Source organism: Lactiplantibacillus sp. 30.2.29, assembly GCF_018991255.1.
Classification (GTDB): domain Bacteria; phylum Bacillota; class Bacilli; order Lactobacillales; family Lactobacillaceae; genus Lactiplantibacillus; species Lactiplantibacillus pentosus.
In genome coordinates, this window is the sequence record NZ_JAGYGU010000012.1 from 84,936 (window position 1) to 108,397 (window position 23,462).

The following is a 23,462-nucleotide window of genomic DNA, read 5'->3' on the forward strand; positions in this document are numbered from 1 at the left end:
CTATGTTTCGCAAGCTGTTAATCGCGAATCGGGGCGAAATCGCCGTCCGGATTATCAAGGCCTGTCGACAATTGAATATTCAAACGGTGGCGGTGTGCTCAACCGCCGACCGCCACGCGGGCTATACGCGATTGGCGGATGAAGTGGTGTGCATCGGACCGGCTGCGGCAAGTGGCTCATATCTGAACGCCGAAGCTATTTTGATGGCCGCCATTAATACGCATGCGGATGCGATTCATCCGGGCTACGGGTTCTTAGCTGAAAACGCCGATTTTGCCGCGATGTGTGCGGAATGCGGCATCGCTTGGATTGGCCCCCAGACTGAACAGATCAAGTTGATGGGGGACAAAGCCCAGGCGAAGGCCTTTGCCCGTCAACAGCAAGTTCCCGTACTGGCTGGTCAATCGATCCAAGGCCTGGATTGGCCCGAAATCAAACAAGCCGCGATTGCGATTGGCTTCCCACTAGTTCTCAAAGCGAGTTACGGCGGTGGCGGGAAGGGAATTCGCGTTCTTAGTGATGCTCATGAACTCCATCAACAATTGCGGGCTGCGCGCCAAGAAGCGGCGGCGTCCTTTTTAAACGATGCGATGTACTTGGAGCAGTTCCTGACAACCGCCCGCCACATTGAAGTGCAGGTGCTAGGAACCGGTCAGGACCTCTTTATTTTGGGTGATCGGGATTGTAGTTTGCAACTGCATAAGCAAAAGGTCTTAGAGGAAAGCCCAGCTAGTATTTTGACGGCCGCACAACGGCGGAATTTGTACGAGTTATCGCGGCAATTGCTGGCGGGAACCCATTATCAGAGTTTAGGCACGATTGAATACTTATTCGCAGATGGCCAGTTTTACTTTATGGAAATGAATACCCGGCTACAAGTTGAGCACGGGGTGACGGAGCTGACCACCGGTATCGATATCGTCGCTGAACAAATCAAACAAGCGGCGGGGGTCGCCGTCACGTTTCCGGAACACGTTGGCCTGCAGCCGCAGTGTATTGCGATTGAAGCACGTTTGACAGCGACGTTACCAGTAACGCAGACAAAGATTGAAACGCTACAGTGGCCTGAAAATGTCCGTATCGATACGGATTATCATCAAGGTGACCACTTAGTCACGATGTACGACGGTCTAATCGCCAAAATCATGGTCACTGGGGCCGACCGTATAACGGCTGTTCACAACTTGCAGCGGGCGTTGGCCGCAGTCAAGTTGCAGGGACCAACGACCAATCTGGACTTTCTACGACAGACTGTCGCGCGACCAGCGTACGTTAACGACCAATACACGATTCACAGCTTAGCGCGTTGGGAGGCGTCCAAATGAGTCATTATCCAAGTCCAGGTACGTGGTCGGCCTGTCCTAATTGCGGCCGCCACGTCCATCAACGACAATGGGGCACGGATCAACAGTGTCCCTATTGTCACTATTGGCGACGATTGACGGCCACACAACGCATCCAACAACTGACCGATGCTGAGACGTTTCAGCCGTTTGAAATGCCTGAGCGGACCGTTGATCGACTGGCGTTTCCAGACTATCTGGCTAAGTTGCAACGCGCTAAGCAGGAGACCGGTTTAAGTGAAGCAATCATCTGCGGCACTGCCCAAATTGCCCAACAATCCTGCGTCCTGGCAGTCATGGATAGTCATTTTATGATGGGAACGCTGAATACGGCGGTGACCCGTCGGCTGCTATATGCGAGTGAACAAGCGCGTGCTCGGCAGTTGCCATTGGTGATCGTCACCGCTTCTGGTGGTGCCCGCATGCAAGAGGGGATTTATGCCTTAGTGGGCATGAACCTGATTTTAGCAGAGTTAGCCCGGCTGGCGCAGGACCAATTGCCATTGATCACCGTACTTACCGACCCAACGATGGGCGGCGTCTCCGCGAGCTTTGCCTTTGAGGGCGACTTAGTGTTAGCTGAAGCGGGCGCCAAGATTGGTTTCGCCGGGGCGCGGGTCATTCAACAGACAACCCCTGGCGACTTACCCGCTGATTTTCAAACGGCGGACCAATTGCTAGAAAATGGGATGTTGGATGCCGTCGTTGAACGGTCGCGCCTCAAGGCTTATTTGGGCCAGGCATTAGCGAATTACGGGATTGGGGGACGAGCCGATGGATAAACGATTACAGCGGTTACGCGCCGCTGACCGGGTAAGTGCCCCCATGGTCATTCAGGCACTACTACCGACGATGACGGTGCAGACTGGTGACCGAGTGCTCGGCCGTGACGCGGCGTTAACGGCGGGCTTCGGTCGAACGGTCACTGGTCAACAGCTTGCCGTCTTGGGTGTTGACCGGGGTGTCGATATTCAAAGTCGGCGTGAAAAAAACGGTGGCGCATTGACGGTGCCGGGTTACCGAACTGCGCTGCGGGTCATCAAGCACGCCGCCAAGTTCGGCTGGCCGGTCGTCAGTCTGATCAACATGCCCGGCGCGGATGCGAGTCCAGAATCGGAACGTCATGGTCAGAGCCAGGCGATTGCCGATATGATTGCCGCGATGGGCCAATTGACCGTGCCTAATCTCGTCGTCTTTTTAGGTGAAGGACATAGTGGTGGTGCGTTAGCTTTTGCAAACGCCAATCGTATCATTATGTTAGATGACGCGTTATTCAACGTCGCGTCACCGGAAGCCGTCACTGCGATTTTACATGGCCAACAAACTGTCAGTGATGCCATTGACTTGTTGCCAATGACGGCGGATGCGTTGCAGGCGCGCGGGTTAGTCGACCAAATCATCGCGCACGACCAGGCTGACTTGATTACTGTCATTAATCAAACGATTGAACGCCAGCTGGCACCTCTGAAATCCCTGACAGCTACTCAACTCGTTGCGCAACGTGAGCGTAAATTTAGGCAGTTCTTGGACAGTTGGCCGGTTAATTGATGCTAGTCAAGCTGGTCGGATCGCGTGATATAGCGGATTTGGCGTCAATATAATAAGATAAATTGTAAAAAGTCACCGATTAGCTAGTTGCTAGTCGGTGACTTTTTAGGAACCTGCAGGTAATCTTTAATCAGCACTGATGAAGATTTATGTCATCTAAACGCATTGTGCTAGTTGATTTCGCATGAATCCTGATTAAATCATGCCAATTGTCTGGATTATTGTTCGTCAGCCGGTGATCTCCTTATTCCGACTTCCGGGGCCGGCTGACAACGCTGGAACAGGGCGGACATCGATTTGAACTCACGCAGAACCCCACTGCGCAATTTCAAATACGAGTCTTCTTCTAGCCCGGGAAATTCGCCCGGACAAGAAGAATTTCGCCCTTGAGCATTGTCAGCCAGCCCCTACAGTCGGGAACCCGCTCGAATGGCGGATGAACGGCCACCTATCTGGGTGCAATTGACCATTGAATATTAGGTGTCGAGTCCTTTAGGCAAATCTTTAAGGTGGAATCGATGATGCTGTATAGCGTTTAAATACTGAGAAGATTACATGGATATTATTTGACTGGTTCCAATGGCAACTAGTCTTGATAGTAGTCGATAAAATTGCTCTGGTTTGGAATTCAATATTTTGTTATCTCAGTCAACTAGGAAAGATTCTGACAATTTCTGTGAATCTACCTGTCAAGAAACCTTAAATTACGGGTAAAAGGTTTGGCCATTGTTAGTGCCAGTCTGATAGTTGAATGTCAAAATAATCGTGTAGTAAGAACCAACGGCTAATCTCACAAAAAGTTGAGTTCGCACATATCCGCCTTTCGAATGTGATCCCCGGCCGGAAGGTGTTTCTGACAATGCTCAGTGGTGAAATTCCACTTAGCAAGCGTTTTTTGCTTGGTTAGTGGAAGGCCAGTATTTAAGACGTGGGTTGCCGGCTTAAATCTGTGTCCACCACGTTCCAGCGTTGTCAGAAATGCCTGTAGGCCGGATAGGACGAACATGTGCTGCAAGTTTACACTAATTTGCACTGTTTCCAGCGGGCCTCAGCTGGCAGCTTTTGAACTTGGAAAGTAGCATGATTTAATCAGTTTTGATGTTAAATGATAACTAGCCCAAAACGCGTAATCTAGACTTTTTCTGTTTCTGGCAATTTCGACTTTAATACAAAATAAAAAGGACGACCAGAGTGGCCGTCCTTTCAGTATTAATACTGATTAGTTGTCGTTGTTTGATCTTGAGTGGTTGTTTGGTCCTGAGTCGTCGTGTCTTGGGTCGTGCTAGTGCCATAAGTGGTCGTGTCACTAGTTGTGGTAGTGCTTGACGAACTAGAACTTGAACTGCTGCCGGTCGTAATAGAAGCCGTCTCAGAGAAGAGTGATTCTGAGATGCTGCTAGTAGAGAGGCCGAGCGCTTTTCGAATTCGTTTGGAATTCTTGTAACGTTCTGAAGCAGAAGCGACTTGATAGGAGAGACCATCAATCATGGAATCCGTCCCTTGAACCGTGTAGGACTTAGCGTGGTGAGAGGCGTTCTTGTACTTCGTATCGAGCGCGACCATATCGTTCCAAGTTAAGTCAGTCCGCATGTTTTTGGACAGTTGTTTAGTAATCTTTTCAATATTTGCAATTGAACCTAGTGAGTTAGATTGACTAACCATCGCCATGATGATTTGCCGTTGCCGTTTTTGACGACCGTAGTCACCTTGGGGGTCATCATAGCGCATCCGTGAGTAATCCAGTGCAGCGGCCCCGTTAAGCTTGATTTTGACACCCTTCTTAACATTGGCATGGCCGTACTTGAAGGTCATCTTAGGGGTAATCGTCACGCCACCCATGGCATTGATGATTTGCTTCAAGCCACCCATGTTGATCAGCATGTAGAAGTCGATTGGGACATCGAGCAGTTTTTCAACGGATTTGACCGCGCCACTCGCGCCACCAATAGTGTAGGCCGCGTTGATCTTTTCAGACTGGCCGTCGATCATGACTTGCGTATCCCGTGGAATACTAGTTAAGGTCATGCTTTCCTTTTTCGGATTGATGGTCGCGACGATCATCGTATCAGTCCGAGCAGAGAAGTTCTTGCCCCGGCCGAGCGCACCCGTGTCGGTCCCGAGTAATAGAATTGAGAATGGTTTGCCTTTCTTGATGACCGCGTCAACGTTCCGGAGCTTCTTGGACCCCGTCGATTGATAAGTCGTGTTCATCGTATCCTTAGCGGCATTCCAGGTCTTGTAGCCCCACCAGCCACCGGTGATGATTAGCAGGACGACCACGATCAATAAAGTAATTAGCCAAGGACGTTTTTTGTGTGGTTTCAAATGTGGATTGCGCGCCTGTTGCTCGCGGTAGCGGCGTTGGCGTGGCCCCATTTGATTATCGTTATTATTTTCAGACATATTCGTTCCTCATCACTTTAGATTTTTCCCTCAATAGTCATTTTATGCTGTTTGGCAAGCATTTGGTTCTTAAAATGGGTAACTTAAAAAGATTTTAATAATCAAAACTGCCGTTATCAGCGCAACACAATTATAGAACACTATAATTAAAATTGTGACCGCCGTCAAACGTTTCCATCTATAAATTAGCCTACAAGCCATCTAAAAACAGTGGTATACTTGAATAATTCTCATTGAATTATTATTTTACATAGCTTGGTTGCAGCCTGAATGGCGTGCAATACGGTTGAAGAGAGGAAGACCGAGTGTGCAGATTTTAGGAACCTTTGTGCAGAGTATTTCCGGGGTCATGACGATTATCGTGATGATTGCGGTGGGGTACTTATTGGCATGGTGGGGCTGGTTCAACGAAAGTGCCACCAAATTAATTGCCCGATTAGTCACCCAAATTGCCTTACCGGCCTATATGATTGCGACGATCACGAAGCAATTTACGGCTGAAAAATTGCTGTCGACGTTACCCGGATTACGTTTTCCAGTACTGAATATGGCGATTCTATTTGGGATTTCGTTTGGCGTGATGCGGGCGTTGAATATCAAGAAGGGCCATCGGGGCTTATTTTCGTCGATGTTTCTGAATTCGAATACGGTATTCATTGGTCTACCCGTCAACCAGGCACTGTTTGGCAATAGTGCATTGCCGTACGTGCTGGTCTACTATATGGCCAACACGACGATTTTCTGGACGTTAGGCGTGTACCTGATTCAGCGTAACGGCACTGGGTCAGCCAATTTTGATCTGAAACAAACGCTCAAGAAGATTTTTTCACCGCCATTGTTGGGCTTCATGATTGGGGTCCTGCTGGTCATCGCTCATATCAAACTGCCAAACTTTTTAATGGATGATTTCTCCTATATTGGTGGCTTGACGATTCCACTGTCGATGATTTTTATTGGAATCTCCATGGCCAATGCTGGTCTCAGCAGTATGCGTTTCGACCGCGATAGTATCGGAATTTTAATCGGTCGGTTCATCCTCGCACCGGTTTTGATGACGGTGATGTTGATTCCGATGTCGATTCCGTTAGAAATGAAGCAAGTCTTCATTTTACAATCTGCGATGCCGGTTATGACCAACGCGCCAGTCGTTTCCAAGCTGTACGGTGCGGATGCGGATTATGCGGCGGTGATGGTGACTGAGACGACTTTGTTAAGTCTGATCGTGATTCCGATTTTGATGGTCGTCGTCCAATCGGGATTGATACATTAACGATTCGGTGACCCATATCATTTTGAAAAACGGCTTAGTGCGACCTGTTAGTAGGTGGTGCTAAGCCGTTTGGCGTTATGATTGGATACTGAACTAACGATGCTTAGCAGGTTTAAGTTAGTTAAGGGTGTTGACTGATTAGTCCCGTTAAATCAGTTCCAATTTGCCGTGTGCGTTTTGACACGGAAACCGATTTCATTTAGTCGCACCCGTCAGCCGCCCCATCGGCAGATTTGAAAACTAACTGAAAATGGTGCTATACTGGAAAACGTTGCGTATTAAATTTTGATTAAGAAAGAAGCGAACGTTTCGTGAAGAAAGCATATCTTTACATTGCAATTTCAACCTTGATGTTTAGTTCGATGGAAATTGCGCTAAAGATGGCCGGCGGTGCCTTTAATCCCATTCAGTTGAATTTGATTCGATTTTTCATTGGGGCTGTCGTATTATTACCATTTGCCTTGCGTGCCCTAAAACAGACTGGTCGGAAGCTTGTGAGTGCTGACTGGCGGTTATTTGCGCTGACGGGGTTAGTGTGTGTCATTGTTAGTATGTCCCTGTATCAATTGGCGATTACCGTTGATCAAGCTTCGACCGTTGCGGTATTATTCAGCTGTAATCCAGTGTTTGCGCTATTATTCTCCTATTTGATCCTGCGGGAACGGATGGGACGTGCCAATTTGATTTCAGTCATTATTTCAGTCATCGGGTTGCTGATCATCGTTAACCCAGCCCATTTAACGAACGGGTTAGGCCTGCTACTGGCAATCGGTTCAGCGGTGACTTTCGGCTTATATAGTATTATTTCACGTTACGGTTCAATCAAACGGGGGCTGAACGGGTTGACGATGACCTGCTTCACGTTCTTTGCCGGGGCTTTCGAATTATTGATTTTAGCTTGGATTACTAAGATTCCGGCGATTGCGGCTAGTTTGAAATCAGTTGGCTTAAGTCAATTTTCAGCCATTCCAATTTTAGTCAACGTCAATATGAACTACTTCTGGTTGTTATTCTTCATCGGCGTCTGCGTCACGGGTGGGGGCTTCGCCTTCTATTTCTTGGCGATGGAACAGACCGATGTTTCGACCGCTTCATTAGTCTTTTTCATCAAACCAGGTCTGGCCCCAATTTTGGCCGCACTGATTTTGCATGAACAAATTTTATGGACGACGATTGTTGGTATCGTGGTGATTTTAATCGGTTCCGTCGTCACATTTGTTGGTAATCGATTCCGTGAACGTGGGAATACGATTGGTCAAACGGCGGCTGAATCAGTTAAAGCAGTGGAGGACGCTGATACTGAGGCCACTCATGCGGCACATGCCGTCTCAAATCAAGAAAACTAAGTTAACTGATAACGGCTGGATTGGCGGGTAAACCGCAGTCTGGTCGTTTTTTAGTGGTGGCTACGACTGATAAGATTGCGAGCCGATTTTTGTCAACCGTCGTGGGTCACCGGCCTGTAAAAACTGGTGGAATGATTGTGACTTTGAAAAATCGGCCAAATCGATTATGATAGGTAGTATTGAAGATGGTAGGTGGGAAAGAGAATGACAGAACTTGTACTGGTTCGCCATGGTGAGAGCACGGCCAATCGGGATAATACTTATACGGGATGGAGCGATGTTCCGCTCACGGCAGCTGGCATTGCACAAGCCCACGATGCGGGACAGCGATTGCGCGCCACTGGCATTCAGTTTGGGGCGGTGCATACGTCAGTCTTGCAACGTGCCATCGTGACGGCCAACATTATGTTAGATGAAATCGATCAATTATGGCTACCAGAGTATAAGACGTGGCGTTTAAATGAACGACATTACGGGGCGTTACGTGGTCAAAATAAAGATGCGACCCGCCAAGAATATGGCAAGCAACAGGTTCAACAATGGCGGCGGAGTTTTTATACCGTACCGCCGTTATTGGCACCGGATGAGCTCGACCATGACCGGCGTTATACGAAGTACGGTGCGGCGGTCGAACCGCGTGGTGAAAGCCTGAAGATGGCCTATGACCGAATCATGCCCTATTGGATCGATCAGATTGCACCACGACTGTTAGATGGCCATAATCAATTGGTCGTCGCGCATGGCAGTACGTTGCGCGCGCTGATTAAATACTTGGAACAAATTAGCGATACGGGCATCGATGGCGTTGAAGTGGCGAACGGGGTGCCTATTTGTTACCACTTAGACCAGCAGCTGAACGTTATCGGTAAGGACGAGTATTAATGTCGTACCGGCAAGTAGGGTGATTGACGGCTGTTTTAGATGGTATTGACAAAATTATTTATTAAGCGATTGTTCAATTAAAAAAGCCTAGGATTTCTTATTGCACGTCATTGGCGGCGATAAGTAAATCCTAGGCTTTTTTGCGTGGCTCGGTTTAATAAAGCCAGCGACCGTCGAAATACTTTGGCTGACTTGCGTATCTACTGTATTGCGTCATTAGCATCGTGTGAATTTTTTTCGTTCGGGATTGTTTCGGTCGGGGTTGCAGACGAATTGGCTTGTACGCTGTCACCGTTCCAACCTACCTACTTCGAAATTGAGACTGTTTTTTTTGAACTTTGGTCTTCCCATTCAAATACGCCTCTAAATCTACCAAAACCATTGATTTAAAAGATTGTTCTGAATCGTAGTGTAAGTCATTTGGATAAGGATTATTTTGTTTTAACGAGATCGCTGCTAACGCGGAAGGGGCTGGAATCATATGGCCGTTTTCTAGATAATCAGCGCCGTTAATGCCTAACCAATCGGTCGCCATTGCCATTGCATCCGGCACGTTTTTACCCTGAGTTGATGAATTTTTGAAATCCGGAAAAGTAATGAAAAATGGCGCGCTTTCGGAACTGTCGTAGTAGAACAATGCTGGATAACTCACTAACATAGCTGATTCCTCCTAGCTAAATATTGACAAAAGAAACCGTCTAGTGCAGACCGGATTCTTTTATAGTTTCTGGCTTGGTTAATTGATTCGACCCAACGTAGAGACGGTAACGGGCTGGTGGTAAGACTGGCCGACTTTACACTTTACGTGCGACCTTTCCATGCATGTGTCATTCAAACAAGCGTTTTGAGCGATTCTAACATTTCTTTTTGCGGTATTAATGTGTGTACGGGACTACTAACCGTCTCTATTATAGGTGTATTGTGCGCATAATTCGATTATTTGATGCGTATCACACGTATGACCAGCTTGTTTATGGCAATCCAGGGTAGCATTCAAATCCGATAGCACTAAAATCAGGCCAAAATCGTAATATCGGCAACTAAGGGGTTCGGCGCATGCTGGATCCCTTTTTACAGTTAAAGCATTTAATAAATGGTTCGCATAACTGATTATAAGCATTAATAATAATGAGCAAGAAGCATCCAAAGTTGCAGCTATGAATAAGAATGCTGATATATCAACGATTAAATAAGTTTGAAAGACTAGTATAAATATCGTTAATGTAACCATACACCCTATTTTTCATAAATAAATATAATATATCTCTTGTAATCAAATGCTGAACGCTGTAACATATCAGATGAACAAAACGGCTTGGTAGCGCAGTTACCGGCCTAAAAACTGATAAGGGAGCCTAGGCTGACGATGAGAAAACATAAAAAAGTATTATTATTAATGATAATGAGCCTAGGCCTCTGTGGGGTGCTGTTGATGGTTGCACCCCAAATCAGTGCTTGGATCAATCCGACGTCTCAACAGGTCGAGGCGGATACGGCAACCGGCCACGATAAGGCGCATGACCAAGTTTATTACAATGACAAGGTCGATAACTACCAATATAATTATTTAGATAACGGCACCAAAGTGATGGCTTACAAGGCACGCTTTAAGAGTCGGGTCATCACGTATCACATCACTAGTGATAACAAGGTCTATCATGCCGTTTGGTTAACCGCGGTAAAACGTTGGAATGCCACCAATACGGTCAAACTTGTTGCGGCTAAGGACGCCTCGAGTGCGCAGATCACGCTAGGTGAGAGTGAAGATGAGACCGGTACGACGGGCTCTGAAATCGGCCGGACTTGGCGGACCTATTACCAAAGCGGGTCGCAGGAGACGACTTGGATGGATAAAGCCAAGTGTGTGATTTACACGAATCGCTTCCCAGCTACCAATAACTCAGTGGAATACAAGCTATCGGTGGCCACACATGAACTCGGTCATGCACTTGGATTGGAACACGAAGATAATAAAAGCTCAGTGATGTATTATCAATCACACCGGGGTGCCCACATCTCAACCCGCGAAATCAGTACACTTAAACAGATGTATAAATAAATGTAATAGTAAATGCTATAAGTAAACGTAATACTGAAAAACAGACGCAAATCACCGCATTTTAGCGAGTGATTTGCGTCTGTTTTTTTATTTGATGGGACTATTGCGTTTCTCTTTCCCGGCTAATTTGATGTGAATCGTGATTAAAACGTGCCAATTCTTAAGTTCAAGAGCAGCCAGCTGAGGCCCGCTGGAAACAGTGCGGTTTTGCGTAAACTTGCAGTAATAGATTCGTCTTATTCCGGCTTCCAGGCATTCTGGGCAATGGCCGTGACGTGGTGGACACAGATTTAAGCCGAAAATCACGTCTTAAATACTGGTCTTCCACTAACCAAGCACAAAACGCTTGCTAAGTGGAATTTCACCACTTGGCCTTGCCCAGAATACCTTCCAGCCGGGATTGTATTCGAAGGGCAGACATTGCGGGTCCAACTTTAAATGGACGGATCATTGATTCTTAACAGACAGTTATCTTGAGATTCAACTGTAAGACTGGTTTCCGATCATCACCAATTTAGCAGACTATTATTGGCCAGACGTCCGCATTGCTGAACGTTATATGGATTTAGTCTAATCATCTGAAATCGCAAAGTGTAGATGCCAAAAGAAAGACAATGCTATCGACTAATTTCAAGAATAGTTACTATATAAAGTTAGTGAATAATCTGGCGAATAATTTTCCTAGTATTTGACTTTCATAAATTGATCGTCCATACAGACTCAATTTGCCTGGAGGTTCAGGGTTTAATATTCAGTGGCCAATTGTACCCAGATGGGTGGCTGTTTATCCGCCATTCGAGCGGCTTCCCGACTGGCCGGCCCGCCGGACAATGCTCAGTAGCCAAATTATTCTTAGCTGGAAGTGGGCTGCTTCCGGCTTAGAATAAGACTCGTATTTGAAATTGCGCAGCGGGTTTCTGCGTGAGTTCAAATCGACGTCGGCTACGTTCCAGCAATTGTCAGACGGCCCCGGAAGTCGGACTAAGGCGCGCATCGGCTGACGAACAACAAACTAACCAATTGGCACGTTTGAATCACGATTCATGACAACTTAACACGTGACTTAAAAGGGGAGTGTTGCGTTGCCTAATAAAAAAGCGTCGCCAGGATAATAATCCGTGGCGACGCATAAATTGTGGTCAATCATTGTTGCGTGGTAATCAACGACGATGATTGGCAGTAGAGCTTTCTAGTTTCAATTAAGCCAAAGCACCCATTGGATCCCAAGGGGCTAAGACAGTTGGTTCTTCAGCTTGAGCTTGTTTCAAGTTGTCAGGCAAGAATTCTTTGTTGACGACGACTTGGTAGCAGTATTCGTCCATCCAAGCGTCACTCATGACGAAGAAGCCCTTGGACCCAACTTTATCGCCCCAGCTGTTTTCAACCTTCCATTTAGTTGGTTGGCCGTCAACCAAGTCGACACCGGTGATAACCATGGCGTGGGTCATCAGACTTTCGCCGTAATCGAGGCGTTCAGCCTTGGACATTGCTAAATCAACGTCGAATAATTCGTCCTTGTTGTAGACGTCCGTTGCCATGACACCTTTTTGCCGGTCAGAGGATTTACCCACATCACAACCGAACCAGACACTTTGTCCAGCTTGTAATTGCTTGATGGCGAGTTGCTTGAAGTCGGCCATGGAGACGTTCAAATGCTTAACTTCACGGCCGCCCAAGACGTTCCCTAACATTTCAATCGTGTAGGTGTGGTTATATGGCTTGTCATCAGTTGGTGCGTTGATGATTGAAACGTAGTCATCTAAGTTCCAACCAACGTATTTTTCGAAGAAACTTTGCGGTGTCAAGTTTTGGTCAATGTGGTACTGTTTCTTGTCATCGCGGTATTCCCAGTCAAAATGTGAAACGGGTTCGCCGAAAGCATAGGCTAACATCCGGTAAACTTCATTTAACATCTTTTCTTTACGTTCCTGAATGGCGTCATCGCTAGTACCAGCAGCGACTAATTCACGCAATTCAACGGCATCTTTACGTAACTTTAAGTTAAGTGTGCTGTTGATTTCAGCGGATTTTGAACTGTTGTAAGTTTCTGGCATGACACTCTTAGGCACGATCCCGTACTTCTGAATAAGGGCAACGAGCATATCCCATTGGCCACCGTCTTGTTGTGGCGTGGTCATCAACCAAGCCACTTTACGGCTGCTAGTTGGTTGGTCGGCGGTTGCCAAGACGTTTTCGTAGAAGTAGTTGGCCTTTTCGAATTTGTCCCAGAAGAAGGTATAGTTTTGGGATAATTCGAAGTGCTTTAAGTTGAATTTTTCAGCTAATGAATGCCGCATGGTGTTTAAAGCGGCAAACATCCAGCAACGACCACTTTGTTTTTGGTTAGCGACTTCACCGGTATCCAAATCGATTGAAAATACGGGGGTCGTTTGGCTCATCGCCTGAATATCTTGACTGCTTGCTAAGATGCCGTTCTTCGTCACGCTACGTTCGATGACTTTGGCTTCTGGACGTTGGTCCAAATCGGCTTGAAAGTTAGCAATTTGATCCATACTGATTGCTTTACTCAAAAGATCACTCTCCTTTAATCTAATTCTCATTGTATCGGTTTATGCCGGGTGGGGCAAGCTTTCCGTTGGGATTAACTAGGCCCGGGTCTCAATGACTTCTGGACCGTTGGCGTGACCGACGATAACGGTGTTGACCATGTCCAAGAACAGCCCGTGTTCAACGACGCCAACCATGTGAATCAAATCTTCGGCTAAGGCGTGTGGGTCGGTGATTGGATCGATGTGCAGATCGATAATAATATTGTTAGAATCGGTCCGCACGAGTTCATCGTTGACTTTCCGGAAAACGGGATTGTAGCCGCGAGCCGCCATTTTTTCGAAGACGTGTTGACTCCCATAAGGAATGACTTCAACGGGGAGTCCAAAGGCGCCTAATTGGTGCACCATTTTGCTTTCATCAACGATCCACATGACTTTATCAGAATTGATGGCCACGATCTTTTCGAAGAGCAGGGCAGCCCCGCCGCCTTTGACACCTTGAAAATCGTCGGAGATTTCGTCGGCGCCATCAATGGTTAAATCCAGGTGGTCGACTTCATCAACGGACTTCATTGGAATTCCGAGTGCTTTGGCTTGAGCAGCCGTACGGTCAGAAGTGGAGACGCCGACGATATTCAAATGTTCGTTTTTGACCCGTTCACCGAGTGCATCGACCATGAATTTGACCGTTGAACCGGTTCCAAGTCCGACTTGCATGCCGTCTTTAATGTATTCAACGGCCTTTTGACCAACGAGTTGTTTTAACTGATCCTGATTCATAATTTGAGATTACTCCTTTGATTGAGAACTAGTGACTAAAACGTCGGCAGCTTCAGGGTGCCGATCAAAGTAAGCCTTGGCGTAAGTGCAGAGCGGCTGAATGTGTTTGCCTTCTGCTCGTGCGGCCTCGATGACTGCGCGGGTCAATTGCCCGGCGATGCCTTGGTGACCGTAATCGTCACGAACAAAAGTGTGTTCAATGACCCAAGTCTGGTCATCATTGATGGCCGGGAAGGTAATTTCACCAGCTAACTTGCCAGTTTCATCATTAAAATAAAAACGGTGTGCTTCACGCGTGAATTCCATTGATTTCACCACCTTGTAAAGGGTTTTATGCCTACCGTAATTAAACCGGTAAATGCCCGTTTTGTCAACGAAACTTCCGTGGATAATCGTGGAAGTTTAAAACGTGGATCTTACAGTCAGATTTTCCCTATCGCGAATTGGATAGTGAGATCGCATTTCGACTCGGAAACGTTGCCAATAAGTGAGTGATAGTGTACCAACCCAAGTGGTGAGCTTTGAGCACGAGTAAGATGTGTTGCAGTAGGGTCAGCATCTGATGGTCCAACCCAGGTAGTGCGTTTTGGACCCAAACAAGACGGATAATTGGCGACGACTAATTAGAGTAAACGCATCCATAACGAACCATTTAAATGCCGCTTTTCAGTCGGATGGATTTTCGACCATCAAACCACGAGCTGGCGGCTTAAGTATGGTAAAATGTGAACACTAATGGTTGCCGGTTGAAAGCGGGTAAAGCTGGGAAAAAGCGGCTGATGCGTATCGGCCTGAACCGAATGTTGATCTGATTGCTGGCTAGACGGTGAGCAACGAATCTCAGGGTTGCTCAGCTGGTAGCCACCTAACTAATGAAATTAAACGATGAAAGTGGGAATTGAAATGGCACGGGGTTTTAAAATTGTGAGTCAGTATGCACAAGCAGGATTACATTTACCGTATCGCGCGACGAAGCAGGCAGCGGGGTATGATTTTGAGGCAGCGGAAGACTTCACGTTACCGTCGATTTGGAAGTTGAATTTTATCAAGGTGTTGTGGCAATTGCATCGAAGTGAAACGGCTTCGACGACGGACTTAGACGCCGCTGCTAAAGTGCTGAAACCCTGGTTGGTTCCAACTGGTATCAAAGCGTTTATGAATGACGGCGAATACTTACTATTAGCTAACCGTTCAAGTAATCCGCTCAAACGCAATCTGATTTTACCAAACGGTATCGGCGTCATTGATGCGGATTACTATGACAATCCGAAAAATGAAGGCGCGATTTTCGTCCAATTGATCAACATGGGGATTCGTGATGTGCACATCAAAAAGGGTGAACGCATTGCTCAAGGAATTTTCACCCCTTATTTGACGGTGACGGATGAAGAAAATGTGACAACCACGCGTTCTGGTGGCTTTGGCTCAACAAATAAGTAGCGAATTAATAAAAAATCAATTAAGCTAGTGTGATTTAACGGCTTTAATGATTAATAATGGTAAAATAAACTTATGGTCGATTGACAGAAAAGACGGGTTTGACCCGTATTTAACGAGAAAATGGAGGCGCGCTTGAGTGGCAAAAGCTAAAACTCAGTTTGTTTGTTCAAACTGCGGTTATTCGACACCGCGATATTTAGGCCGGTGTCCGAACTGTGGTGAATGGAATACGTTGACGGAAGAACATTTTGATACGAAGCCAGACCGCAAGTCCCGGGTGAGCTTTGCCGGTAAGTCGACGAAACCACAACGGTTAAAAGGAGTTTCACTGACGAAGACGCCGCGCGTCAAAACCAAGTTGAAAGAGTTCAACCGCGTTCTAGGTGGTGGGGTCGTTCCTGGTTCCTTAGTGTTAATTGGTGGGGATCCCGGCATTGGGAAGTCGACGCTACTATTGCAAGTTTCTGGCCAGTTGGCTGAAACGGGGGGCTCTGTGCTATACGTCACGGGGGAAGAAAGTGCTGCGCAAGTTAAGATGCGGGCTGACCGTTTGGCCGTTAGTAGCGAAGATTTCTTCTTATATCCTGAAACGGACATGTCAAATATTCGCTCAACGATTGAAGAGACTCATCCGGACTTTGTCGTAATCGACTCGGTTCAAACGATGCAGGAGCCGGATATGGATTCAGCGATTGGCTCCGTTTCCCAGATTCGAGAAATTACGGCAGAATTATTACAAATTTCCAAGACCAACGGCATTACGATTTTTATCGTCGGTCACGTGACTAAGGGCGGTGCAATCGCCGGTCCAAAGATTTTGGAACACATGGTGGATACGGTGCTGTACTTTGAAGGTGACCTGCACCACACTTATCGGATTTTACGTGCGGTTAAGAACCGGTTTGGCTCCACAAATGAACTCGGTATTTTTGAAATGCGGACGGGGGGGCTTTACGAAGTTGCCAATCCATCCGAAATCTTCTTGGAAGAACGGCTCAAAGATGCGACTGGTTCAGCCATCGTCGTTTCAATGGAAGGCACCCGGCCAATCTTGGTGGAAGTTCAGGCGCTGGTCACGCCAACGGTATTTGGTAACGCCAAGCGGACAGCGAGTGGTTTGGACCACAACCGGGTCTCGCTCATCATGGCGGTATTGGAAAAGCGCGCGAGCCTGATGCTTCAAAATCAAGATGCCTATTTGAAGGCCGCTGGTGGGGTCAAACTAGATGAACCAGCGATTGACTTGGCGATTGCCGTCAGTGTGGCTTCCAGTTATCGCGACCAACAAACGCGTCCGAGTGACTGTTTTGTCGGTGAAGTTGGTTTGACTGGTGAAATTCGGCGGGTCAATCGGATCGAATCTCGGGTCGGTGAGGCCGCTAAGTTAGGCTTCAAACGTATTTTTATTCCGAAGAATAATCTGCAAGGCTGGGATATTCCGACGGGCATCGAAGTGATTGGGGTGGCGACCTTAAAGGAAGCGCTCCAGTTGGCATTACAACAACCAAATTACTAAAACAAAGGGGCTGACGCCATGAAGAAGTTAACGGTGCGACTAGTATTCATTGTCGTGGGGGGCACGTTAGGACTAACGTACTTACCTTATTTATGGACGATGCTGTTGTCGCAGCCAAATGTTTTGCTGAATAACGTTTTCACCAATTTCTTGTTGGGAGCGCTGATTTTATGGATTTTGTCGCTGTTTTTAGCGAATGCCGCGGTGCGGTTAGTGGATCGAGTAGAAAAGAACTTGTCCAAACAAAATCCGATGACATTACTGTTTGGCAGTATTGGATTCATTATTGGGTTATTGATCGCGGTTCTGATATCGCAATTATTCAGTCGTAGTCCATTATTCTTATTGAACACGGTCGTCCCAATAATTTTGATGCTATTTTTTGGTTACATCGGTGCTCGCGTCGGTACGACCCGAATCGATGAATGGCGTAAAGTCTTTAATTTCCGGCGACGTGAAAAAGAAGCCAGCCCGGAAATCACGGATGCTCAGCCTGACCAAAATTATCACCATTACAAGATTTTGGATACAAACATCTTAATTGATGGTCGGATCTATGACATTGTCAAAACGGGTTTCCTCGAAGGAACGTTGTTGGTGCCCAACTTTGTCCTCTATGAATTGCAGTACATCGCTGACTCGGCGGATAGTATCAAACGTGTTCGTGGCCGCCGTGGATTAGATATTCTGAACAAGCTACAAAATGAGAATATCATCCCAGTTGAAATGTACGAGGGTGATTTTGAAGACATCCCAGAAGTCGATAGCAAGTTGATCCAGTTGGCGAAAAAGGTCAATGGCGTGATCGTCACCAACGACTACAATTTGAACAAAGTGATCGAATTCCAAAACGTCCAGGTCTTAAACATCAACCAATTGGCCAAATCACTGAAGCCACGGGTCATTCCGGGTGAAGAGATGAATGTCATGGTGGTTAAGAATGGTAGTGAGCGCCAACAAGGGGTCGGCTACTTAGACGATGGAACGATGGTCGTCGTCGAAGATGGGAAGTTCTACATCAACGAAAAGGTCGACGTGGTCGTCACCAGTGCCCTCCAAACGGATGTGGGCCGCATGATTTTCGCCCGGTTAGCCCATTCTAACCGCGGTATTCCGGACCATGCCGATAGTAATAGTAACAAACACAATAACAATAATAGTAATAATAATCGCAACAGTAACCACAGCAATGGTAACAACAATAACCGCAACAACCGGCGCTAACCTTACTGATAACAGTAGTCTCTCTTTTGGGGGCTGCTGTTTTTGTATTCTGTTTTTCAAAAGACTGTTTTCTGTGCTGGAAGGCAGTGATAGTTATCATTATGCTGTAGTGATTGTGTTCTGGTCATCTGCCGGTGCGCGCCTTAGTCCGACTTCCGGGGCCGGCTGACAACGCTGGAACAGGGCGGACATCGATTTGAACTCACGCAGAAAAGCGCTGCGCAATTTCAAATACGAGTCTTCTTCTAGCCCGGGAAGACCACCCGGACAAGAAGAATTTCGCCCTTGAGCATTGTCAGCCAGCCCCTACAGTCGGGAAGCCGTTCGAATGGCGGATGAACGGCCACCTATCTTGGTACAATTGATCACTGAATATTAGGAGACAGGTCCTTCGAGTAAACTTTCAATCGATATTGATAATGCTTTATGGCATTTTAGTACTGGGAAGATTACTGAATATAATTCACTAATTTCAATGGACACTAGTCTTGAATTTAGTCGATAAAATTACCTTTGTCTAGAATTTGAGGTTTGGCTGTCTAAGGCGATCAGAGAAAGCTCAGAAAAGTTCTGTGAAACGCCAATTTGAAAAGTTCAATATGGGTAAGGGAGTTTTGCTATCATCAGAAACTAGTCTGACAGTCGACTATCAAAATGACCGTATGCAAAGAACCAGCGATTAATCCGACAAAAGTTGGGCCCGCAAATATCCGCCTTTCGAATACCATCTCGGCTGGAAGCCGGCGTAGGACGCAACTATCACAGCAAGTTTACGCTAATTCGTACTTTTTCCAGCGTACCTCAGCTGGCAGCTTTTGACTTTGAAGTTTGCTTTTAGATTCCATCCGAATCAACCACAACTAATCCAACCGTAGCAGCGGCCCAACCCAAATGATTTTGAGGTTTTTACAACGGGTTCGGTCTGAAACCTTAATTTTTAGTGGTAAACATGGTAAACTGGAAAAGCAAGTGAAAGTCGCAGTATTCTGGTGTTAACTGGAGCGCGGCGTAACATTTAAGATGAAAAAATATGAAAGAGGCGTTAATCACATTGGCAAAGAGTAAGATTCGTGTGCGTTACGCACCAAGTCCAACTGGCCATTTACACATTGGTAATGCTCGGACTGCATTGTTTAACTATTTATTTGCCCGGCATAATAAGGGTAAGTTTATTCTTCGGATTGAAGACACCGACTTAAAACGGAACGTTAAAGACGGTGAAAAGAGTCAGATGGATAACTTGACCTGGTTAGGAATTGATTGGGATGAAGGTCCAGATAAGGGCGGCGACTTTGGCCCTTATCGTCAATCTGAACGTAAGTCAATCTATGATCCGTTGATTCAACAATTAATTGATGAAGGTAAAGCGTACGAATCTTACATGACGGAAGAAGAATTGCAGGCCCAACGTGAAGCCCAAAAGGCTCGCAAGGAAATGCCACACTACGTCTATGAATTTGCTGGTATGACGGAAGAAGAAAAGCAGGCCAAGATTGCGGCTGCTAAGGAAGCTGGTATCCAACCAGTGGTCCGTTTCCACGTCCCAGAAAACCAAACGTACGCTTGGGATGACATGGTCAAAGGCAACGTTTCGTTTGAATCCAAGACGGTCGGTGGCGACTTTGTCATTAAGAAGCGCGATGGTATGCCAACGTATAACTTCGCCGTGGTTGTGGATGACCACATGATGGAAATCAGTCACGTCTTTCGTGGTGATGACCATGTGGCTAACACGCCTAAGCAATTAATGATTTATGAAGCTTTCGGTTGGCAACCACCGAAGTTCGGTCATATGAGTTTGATCATCAATACTGAAACGGGTAAGAAATTGAGTAAGCGTGATGAAACGGTGCTTCAATTCATCGAACAATATCGTGAATTGGGCTACTTGCCAGAAGCCATGCTTAACTTCATTATCCTCTTAGGGTGGTCACCAGTTGGCGAAAGTGAATTGTTCACGAAGCGCGAATTCATTAAGATGTATGATGAAAAACGTTTAAGCAAGTCACCAGCTGCTTTTGATGCCAAGAAGCTCGAATGGGTCAACAACCAATACATCAAGAAGGCGGATGACAATGAAGTCTTTGCGATGTCAATTCGTCAGTTGATCAAGGCTGGTCGGTTGCCACAACGCCCAGATATGAGTCAAATCGAATGGACGCGGACGTTAGTGTCCCTCTTCAAGAACCAAATGAGTTATACCGGACAAATCGTTGACTTAGCCGACCTGTTCTTCAATGGTCCCGCTGATATCAATGATGAAGCCAAGGCAGAACTTGATAATGACACGGCATTGCCAGTCTTGAAGGAATTCCGTCAACGCATTGAAAACATCGACGTTTTCGAAGCGACGGCCATTCAAAAGACGATCAAGAGTATTCAAAAGGATACGAAGATCAAGGGTCGTGCCCTATACATGCCAATTCGGATCGCCGTTTCGCATGAAATGCACGGGCCAGAATTACCTGAAACAATCGAATTACTTGGTCGCGAAACGACTAAGAAGCACCTTGATGCCATGATTGCGGAATTAGCGAAGTAGGTTCTACAATCGCAATCGGTATGTGAGTCGTCAGGCGGTGTACCGAGGTGTTTCAATTAAAAATTAGTGCGATTGTCACGATAATAACCGGATGGTCGGAAGCTCATCATGAGTGCAACGATAGTCGGTAAGACTCGCGTGGCAGCACGTGAAAGTGTCTTTTGTATGGCGGGATTGGATTCCGCAGTATGAGGGGCGCTTTTTCATTTGTCATCCAAACATGGTAAACTATCATCAAAAGTAACACGTATTGTGGGAGTTAATTTGTCATGCATCATGATTAAAACGTGCCAGTTATTAAGTTCAAGTGCTGCCAGCTGAGACCCGCTGGAAACAGTGCCAGTTACCGTAAACATGCAGTGATAGGTGCGTCCTAGGCCGGCTTCCAGGCATTCTGGTCAATGGCCGGAACGTGGTGGACACAGATTTAAGCCGAAGTCCACGTCTTAAATACTGGTCTTTCACTAACCAAGCCAAAAACGCTTGCTAAGTGAAATTTCACCACTGGGCCTTGCCCAGAATACCTTCCAGCCGGGATGGTATTCGAATGGCAGACATGTTCGGTCCCAACTTTTGATGAACTGTTCGTAGGTTCTTAGTAAACAGTCATTTTGATAGTCAACTGTAAGACAGTTTTTTGTAGTCTTCTCTAGCTTGCCTGAAATGATAAAGTCTGAACTTCTAACAGATGGCAATTCTATCGACTAATCGTTCTAATCGCAAGACTAGTTGTTACTGGAATTTCAGATCATCTCATCAACATTTAAATATAACAAACAATCATTGACACTGATTAAAAGTTCGCATAAAGATCCAGTCTTTTAACATTCAGTGGTCAATTGTGCCAGGATAGGTGGCCGTTCATCTGCCATTCGAGCGGCTTCCCGACTGGAGGGGCTGGCGGACAATGCTCAGTAGCCAAATTATTCTTAGCTGGAAGTGCTTTTCTTCCGGCTTAGAATAAGACTCGTATTTGAAATTGCGCAGTGGTCTTCTGCGTGAGTTCAAATCGACGTCGGCTACGTTCCAGCGTTGTCAGCCGGCCCCGGAAGTCGGACTAGGAAGCGCATTGGCTGACAAACAGGACGCCAACTTAGCACGTTTTAATCATCTTTAATGCCAAATCATAACTAACACAACGCGTAAAGTAACACGTCTCAATTGAAAGGAGTTGTCGCCAATATGCTAAGCGTTTTTAATACGTTAACGCGCCAAAAAGAACCGTTTAAACCAATTACCCCCGGAGTTGTGAAGATGTATGTCTGTGGGCCGACTGTTTATAACTATATTCATATCGGGAATGCCCGCTCCGCAATCGCCTTTGATACGATTCGGCGGTATTTTGAATACCGGGGCTACCACGTCGACTATGTCTCTAACTTTACGGATGTTGATGATAAACTCATCAAGCGAGCCGCTGAGGACCATACCACGGTTCCCGCTGTGGCGGACCGGTTCATTCAAGCTTTTATGGAAGATACTGCGGCGGTCAATATTGAACCGGCGACGGCTCATCCCCGCGCATCTGAAAATATTCCAGAAATTATTGCGTTTGTCCAAGTCCTGATTGATAAGGGCTACGCATACGAATCAGCTGGTGATGTCTACTACCGGGCCCGTAAGTTCAAGAATTATGGGCAACTCTCAGATCAACGAATCGATGACTTGGAAGTTGGTGCGAGTCAACATACAGCGGATGAAGAGACTGATCGTAAAGAAGATCCAATCGACTTCGCCCTTTGGAAAGCGGCTAAACCCGGTGAGATCTCGTGGGATTCCCCATGGGGTGCTGGACGACCGGGCTGGCATATCGAATGCTCCGTGATGTCGACCAAGTATCTCGGCGATACGTTTGATATTCACGGTGGTGGGCAAGACTTAGAGTTCCCACATCACGAGAATGAAATCGCTCAAAGTGAAGCCAAGACTGGGCAGAAGTTTGCCAACTACTGGCTGCATAACGGCTTTGTGACGGTTGGTGACGACAATGAAAAAATGAGCAAGTCACTGGGCAACTTTGTGACGGTCCACGATATCATCAAGACGGTCGATCCCCAAGTGCTGCGCTTCTTCATGGCAACGACGCAGTATCGGCGGCCAATTCAATATACGCAGGGCAACCTGGACGAAGCTGCCAATAATTTGGATAAGTTGCGGAATGCTTATCGTAATTTAACGTTCCGTCTCAAGGACGCGACGACTGGGGCTGACGAAACGGTCAGTGCACAGCTGAAGACGTTGACTGATAATTTCGTGACCGCAATGGATGATGATTTTAATGTCCAAAACGGGGTCGCAGCAGTTTATGAATTAGCCAAATTGGCCAACGTGTATGCCGCTAAAACGACCGTCCAAAGTGACACCTTGACGGCATTAAGCGAGACCCTTGAGGCGTTAGCCGGCGTGTTTGGCGTGACCTTAGCAGCTCCCGCCAATGCCAGTTTGGCAGACGACGCGATTCAAGCGCTGATCGATGAACGCGAAGCAGCTCGGCAAGCCAAGGATTTTGCCAAGGCCGACCAGATTCGTGACGACTTGAAAGCGCAAGGGATCATTTTAGAAGATACGCCTCAGGGTGTGCGGTTTAGAAAGGAATAAT

Annotated in this window: 17 protein-coding genes; 12 read left to right on the forward strand and 5 right to left on the reverse strand. The window is 46.7% G+C overall.

Annotation, left to right across the window (positions count from 1 at the left end; translation table 11 throughout):
• The first annotated feature begins 2 nt into the window (after positions 1-2).
• Genes KGF65_RS08385 through accA form a run of 3 tightly spaced genes read left to right on the forward strand, consistent with a single transcriptional unit; the run spans position 3 to position 2,891 of the window.
• On the forward strand, positions 3-1,325 hold the full coding sequence (locus KGF65_RS08385; RefSeq protein WP_088770028.1) for an acetyl/propionyl/methylcrotonyl-CoA carboxylase subunit alpha: 1,323 nt from the start codon (positions 3-5) through the stop codon (positions 1,323-1,325).
• Complete coding sequence (locus KGF65_RS08390) at positions 1,322-2,125, forward strand: acetyl-CoA carboxylase carboxyltransferase subunit beta (RefSeq protein ID WP_050339204.1); 804 nt, start codon at positions 1,322-1,324, stop codon at positions 2,123-2,125. Before KGF65_RS08385 ends, KGF65_RS08390 begins: the two co-directional genes overlap by 4 nt.
• Positions 2,118-2,891, forward strand: coding sequence for a carboxyltransferase subunit alpha (gene accA / locus KGF65_RS08395; protein ID WP_101874021.1), 774 nt, complete (start codon positions 2,118-2,120; stop codon positions 2,889-2,891). The genes KGF65_RS08390 and accA overlap by 8 nt, the downstream gene beginning before the upstream one ends.
• A 1,209-nt stretch (positions 2,892-4,100) precedes the next feature.
• Here accA and KGF65_RS08400 read toward each other — a convergent pair.
• Positions 4,101-5,294, reverse strand: coding sequence for an LCP family protein (locus KGF65_RS08400; RefSeq protein WP_088770025.1), 1,194 nt, complete (start codon positions 5,292-5,294; stop codon positions 4,101-4,103).
• Positions 5,295-5,601: 307 nt separating this feature from the next.
• Here KGF65_RS08400 and KGF65_RS08405 point away from each other — a divergent pair, with 307 nt between their 5' ends.
• The 3 genes from KGF65_RS08405 (at position 5,602) to KGF65_RS08415 (ending at position 8,792) form a co-directional block, all read left to right on the forward strand.
• Positions 5,602-6,564 carry an AEC family transporter gene (locus KGF65_RS08405; RefSeq protein ID WP_216748339.1) on the forward strand — a complete coding sequence of 321 codons (963 nt, stop codon included), beginning with the start codon at positions 5,602-5,604 and terminating at the stop codon, positions 6,562-6,564.
• A 311-nt stretch (positions 6,565-6,875) separates the two neighbouring features.
• Positions 6,876-7,910, forward strand: a complete 1,035-nt coding sequence (locus tag KGF65_RS08410) for a DMT family transporter (protein ID WP_216748340.1) — start codon at positions 6,876-6,878, stop codon at positions 7,908-7,910.
• A 204-nt stretch (positions 7,911-8,114) separates the two neighbouring features.
• Positions 8,115-8,792: a 2,3-diphosphoglycerate-dependent phosphoglycerate mutase gene (locus tag KGF65_RS08415; protein ID WP_101874018.1), complete on the forward strand. Its 678-nt coding sequence runs from the start codon at positions 8,115-8,117 to the stop codon at positions 8,790-8,792.
• Positions 8,793-9,093: 301 nt separating this feature from the next.
• Here the strand turns inward: KGF65_RS08415 and KGF65_RS08420 are convergent, their stop codons facing one another.
• Positions 9,094-9,450 carry a type II toxin-antitoxin system HicB family antitoxin gene (locus KGF65_RS08420; RefSeq protein WP_253954406.1) on the reverse strand — a complete coding sequence of 119 codons (357 nt, stop codon included), beginning with the start codon at positions 9,448-9,450 and terminating at the stop codon, positions 9,094-9,096.
• 708 nt (positions 9,451-10,158) lie between these two features.
• Here KGF65_RS08420 and KGF65_RS08425 point away from each other — a divergent pair.
• Positions 10,159-10,851 carry a matrixin family metalloprotease gene (locus KGF65_RS08425; protein WP_050339198.1) on the forward strand — a complete coding sequence of 231 codons (693 nt, stop codon included), beginning with the start codon at positions 10,159-10,161 and terminating at the stop codon, positions 10,849-10,851.
• A gap of 1,199 nt (positions 10,852-12,050) precedes the next feature.
• Here the strand turns inward: KGF65_RS08425 and KGF65_RS08430 are convergent.
• The 3 genes from KGF65_RS08430 to KGF65_RS08440 all read right to left on the reverse strand — a co-directional run bounded on the left by KGF65_RS08430 (position 12,051) and on the right by KGF65_RS08440 (position 14,447).
• Positions 12,051-13,382, reverse strand: coding sequence for an aminopeptidase C (locus tag KGF65_RS08430; protein WP_065674502.1), 1,332 nt, complete (start codon positions 13,380-13,382; stop codon positions 12,051-12,053).
• Between the two features lie 75 nt (positions 13,383-13,457).
• Positions 13,458-14,141 carry a ribose-5-phosphate isomerase RpiA gene (gene rpiA / locus KGF65_RS08435; protein WP_088770021.1) on the reverse strand — a complete coding sequence of 228 codons (684 nt, stop codon included), beginning with the start codon at positions 14,139-14,141 and terminating at the stop codon, positions 13,458-13,460.
• A 9-nt stretch (positions 14,142-14,150) separates the two neighbouring features.
• Positions 14,151-14,447 carry a GNAT family N-acetyltransferase gene (locus KGF65_RS08440; protein ID WP_003637758.1) on the reverse strand — a complete coding sequence of 99 codons (297 nt, stop codon included), beginning with the start codon at positions 14,445-14,447 and terminating at the stop codon, positions 14,151-14,153.
• A 597-nt stretch (positions 14,448-15,044) separates the two neighbouring features.
• Here KGF65_RS08440 and KGF65_RS08445 point away from each other — a divergent pair.
• From KGF65_RS08445 to cysS, 5 genes are all read left to right on the forward strand, one after another.
• Positions 15,045-15,581 (forward strand): dUTP diphosphatase, encoded by a 537-nt coding sequence (locus tag KGF65_RS08445; RefSeq protein WP_050339195.1) that lies wholly within the window; start codon positions 15,045-15,047, stop codon positions 15,579-15,581.
• 136 nt (positions 15,582-15,717) lie between these two features.
• On the forward strand, positions 15,718-17,097 hold the full coding sequence (radA, locus tag KGF65_RS08450; protein WP_216748341.1) for a DNA repair protein RadA: 1,380 nt from the start codon (positions 15,718-15,720) through the stop codon (positions 17,095-17,097).
• A gap of 18 nt (positions 17,098-17,115) precedes the next feature.
• Positions 17,116-18,321: a PIN/TRAM domain-containing protein gene (locus KGF65_RS08455; protein ID WP_216748342.1), complete on the forward strand. Its 1,206-nt coding sequence runs from the start codon at positions 17,116-17,118 to the stop codon at positions 18,319-18,321.
• A 1,051-nt stretch (positions 18,322-19,372) separates the two neighbouring features.
• Complete coding sequence (gene gltX, locus KGF65_RS08460; protein WP_088771263.1) at positions 19,373-20,863, forward strand: glutamate--tRNA ligase; 1,491 nt, start codon at positions 19,373-19,375, stop codon at positions 20,861-20,863.
• A 1,182-nt stretch (positions 20,864-22,045) separates the two neighbouring features.
• Positions 22,046-23,461 carry a cysteine--tRNA ligase gene (cysS, locus tag KGF65_RS08465; RefSeq protein ID WP_088770020.1) on the forward strand — a complete coding sequence of 472 codons (1,416 nt, stop codon included), beginning with the start codon at positions 22,046-22,048 and terminating at the stop codon, positions 23,459-23,461.
• The last annotated feature ends 1 nt before the right edge of the window (position 23,462 follow it).

Excerpts from the sequence above, each read along its gene's own strand:
- KGF65_RS08385 (WP_088770028.1), top strand. The coding sequence starts at position 3 with ATGTTTCGCAAGCTGTTAATCGCGAATCGGGGCGAAATCGCCGTCCGG.
- KGF65_RS08390 (WP_050339204.1), top strand. The coding sequence starts at position 1,322 with ATGAGTCATTATCCAAGTCCAGGTACGTGGTCGGCCTGTCCTAATTGC.
- accA (WP_101874021.1), top strand. The coding sequence starts at position 2,118 with ATGGATAAACGATTACAGCGGTTACGCGCCGCTGACCGGGTAAGTGCC.
- KGF65_RS08400 (WP_088770025.1), bottom strand. The coding sequence starts at position 5,294 with ATGTCTGAAAATAATAACGATAATCAAATGGGGCCACGCCAACGCCGC.
- KGF65_RS08415 (WP_101874018.1), top strand. The coding sequence starts at position 8,115 with ATGACAGAACTTGTACTGGTTCGCCATGGTGAGAGCACGGCCAATCGG.
- KGF65_RS08420 (WP_253954406.1), bottom strand. The coding sequence starts at position 9,450 with ATGTTAGTGAGTTATCCAGCATTGTTCTACTACGACAGTTCCGAAAGC.
- KGF65_RS08425 (WP_050339198.1), top strand. The coding sequence starts at position 10,159 with ATGAGAAAACATAAAAAAGTATTATTATTAATGATAATGAGCCTAGGC.
- rpiA (WP_088770021.1), bottom strand. The coding sequence starts at position 14,141 with ATGAATCAGGATCAGTTAAAACAACTCGTTGGTCAAAAGGCCGTTGAA.
- KGF65_RS08440 (WP_003637758.1), bottom strand. The coding sequence starts at position 14,447 with ATGGAATTCACGCGTGAAGCACACCGTTTTTATTTTAATGATGAAACT.
- KGF65_RS08445 (WP_050339195.1), top strand. The coding sequence starts at position 15,045 with ATGGCACGGGGTTTTAAAATTGTGAGTCAGTATGCACAAGCAGGATTA.
- KGF65_RS08455 (WP_216748342.1), top strand. The coding sequence starts at position 17,116 with ATGAAGAAGTTAACGGTGCGACTAGTATTCATTGTCGTGGGGGGCACG.
- cysS (WP_088770020.1), top strand. The coding sequence starts at position 22,046 with ATGCTAAGCGTTTTTAATACGTTAACGCGCCAAAAAGAACCGTTTAAA.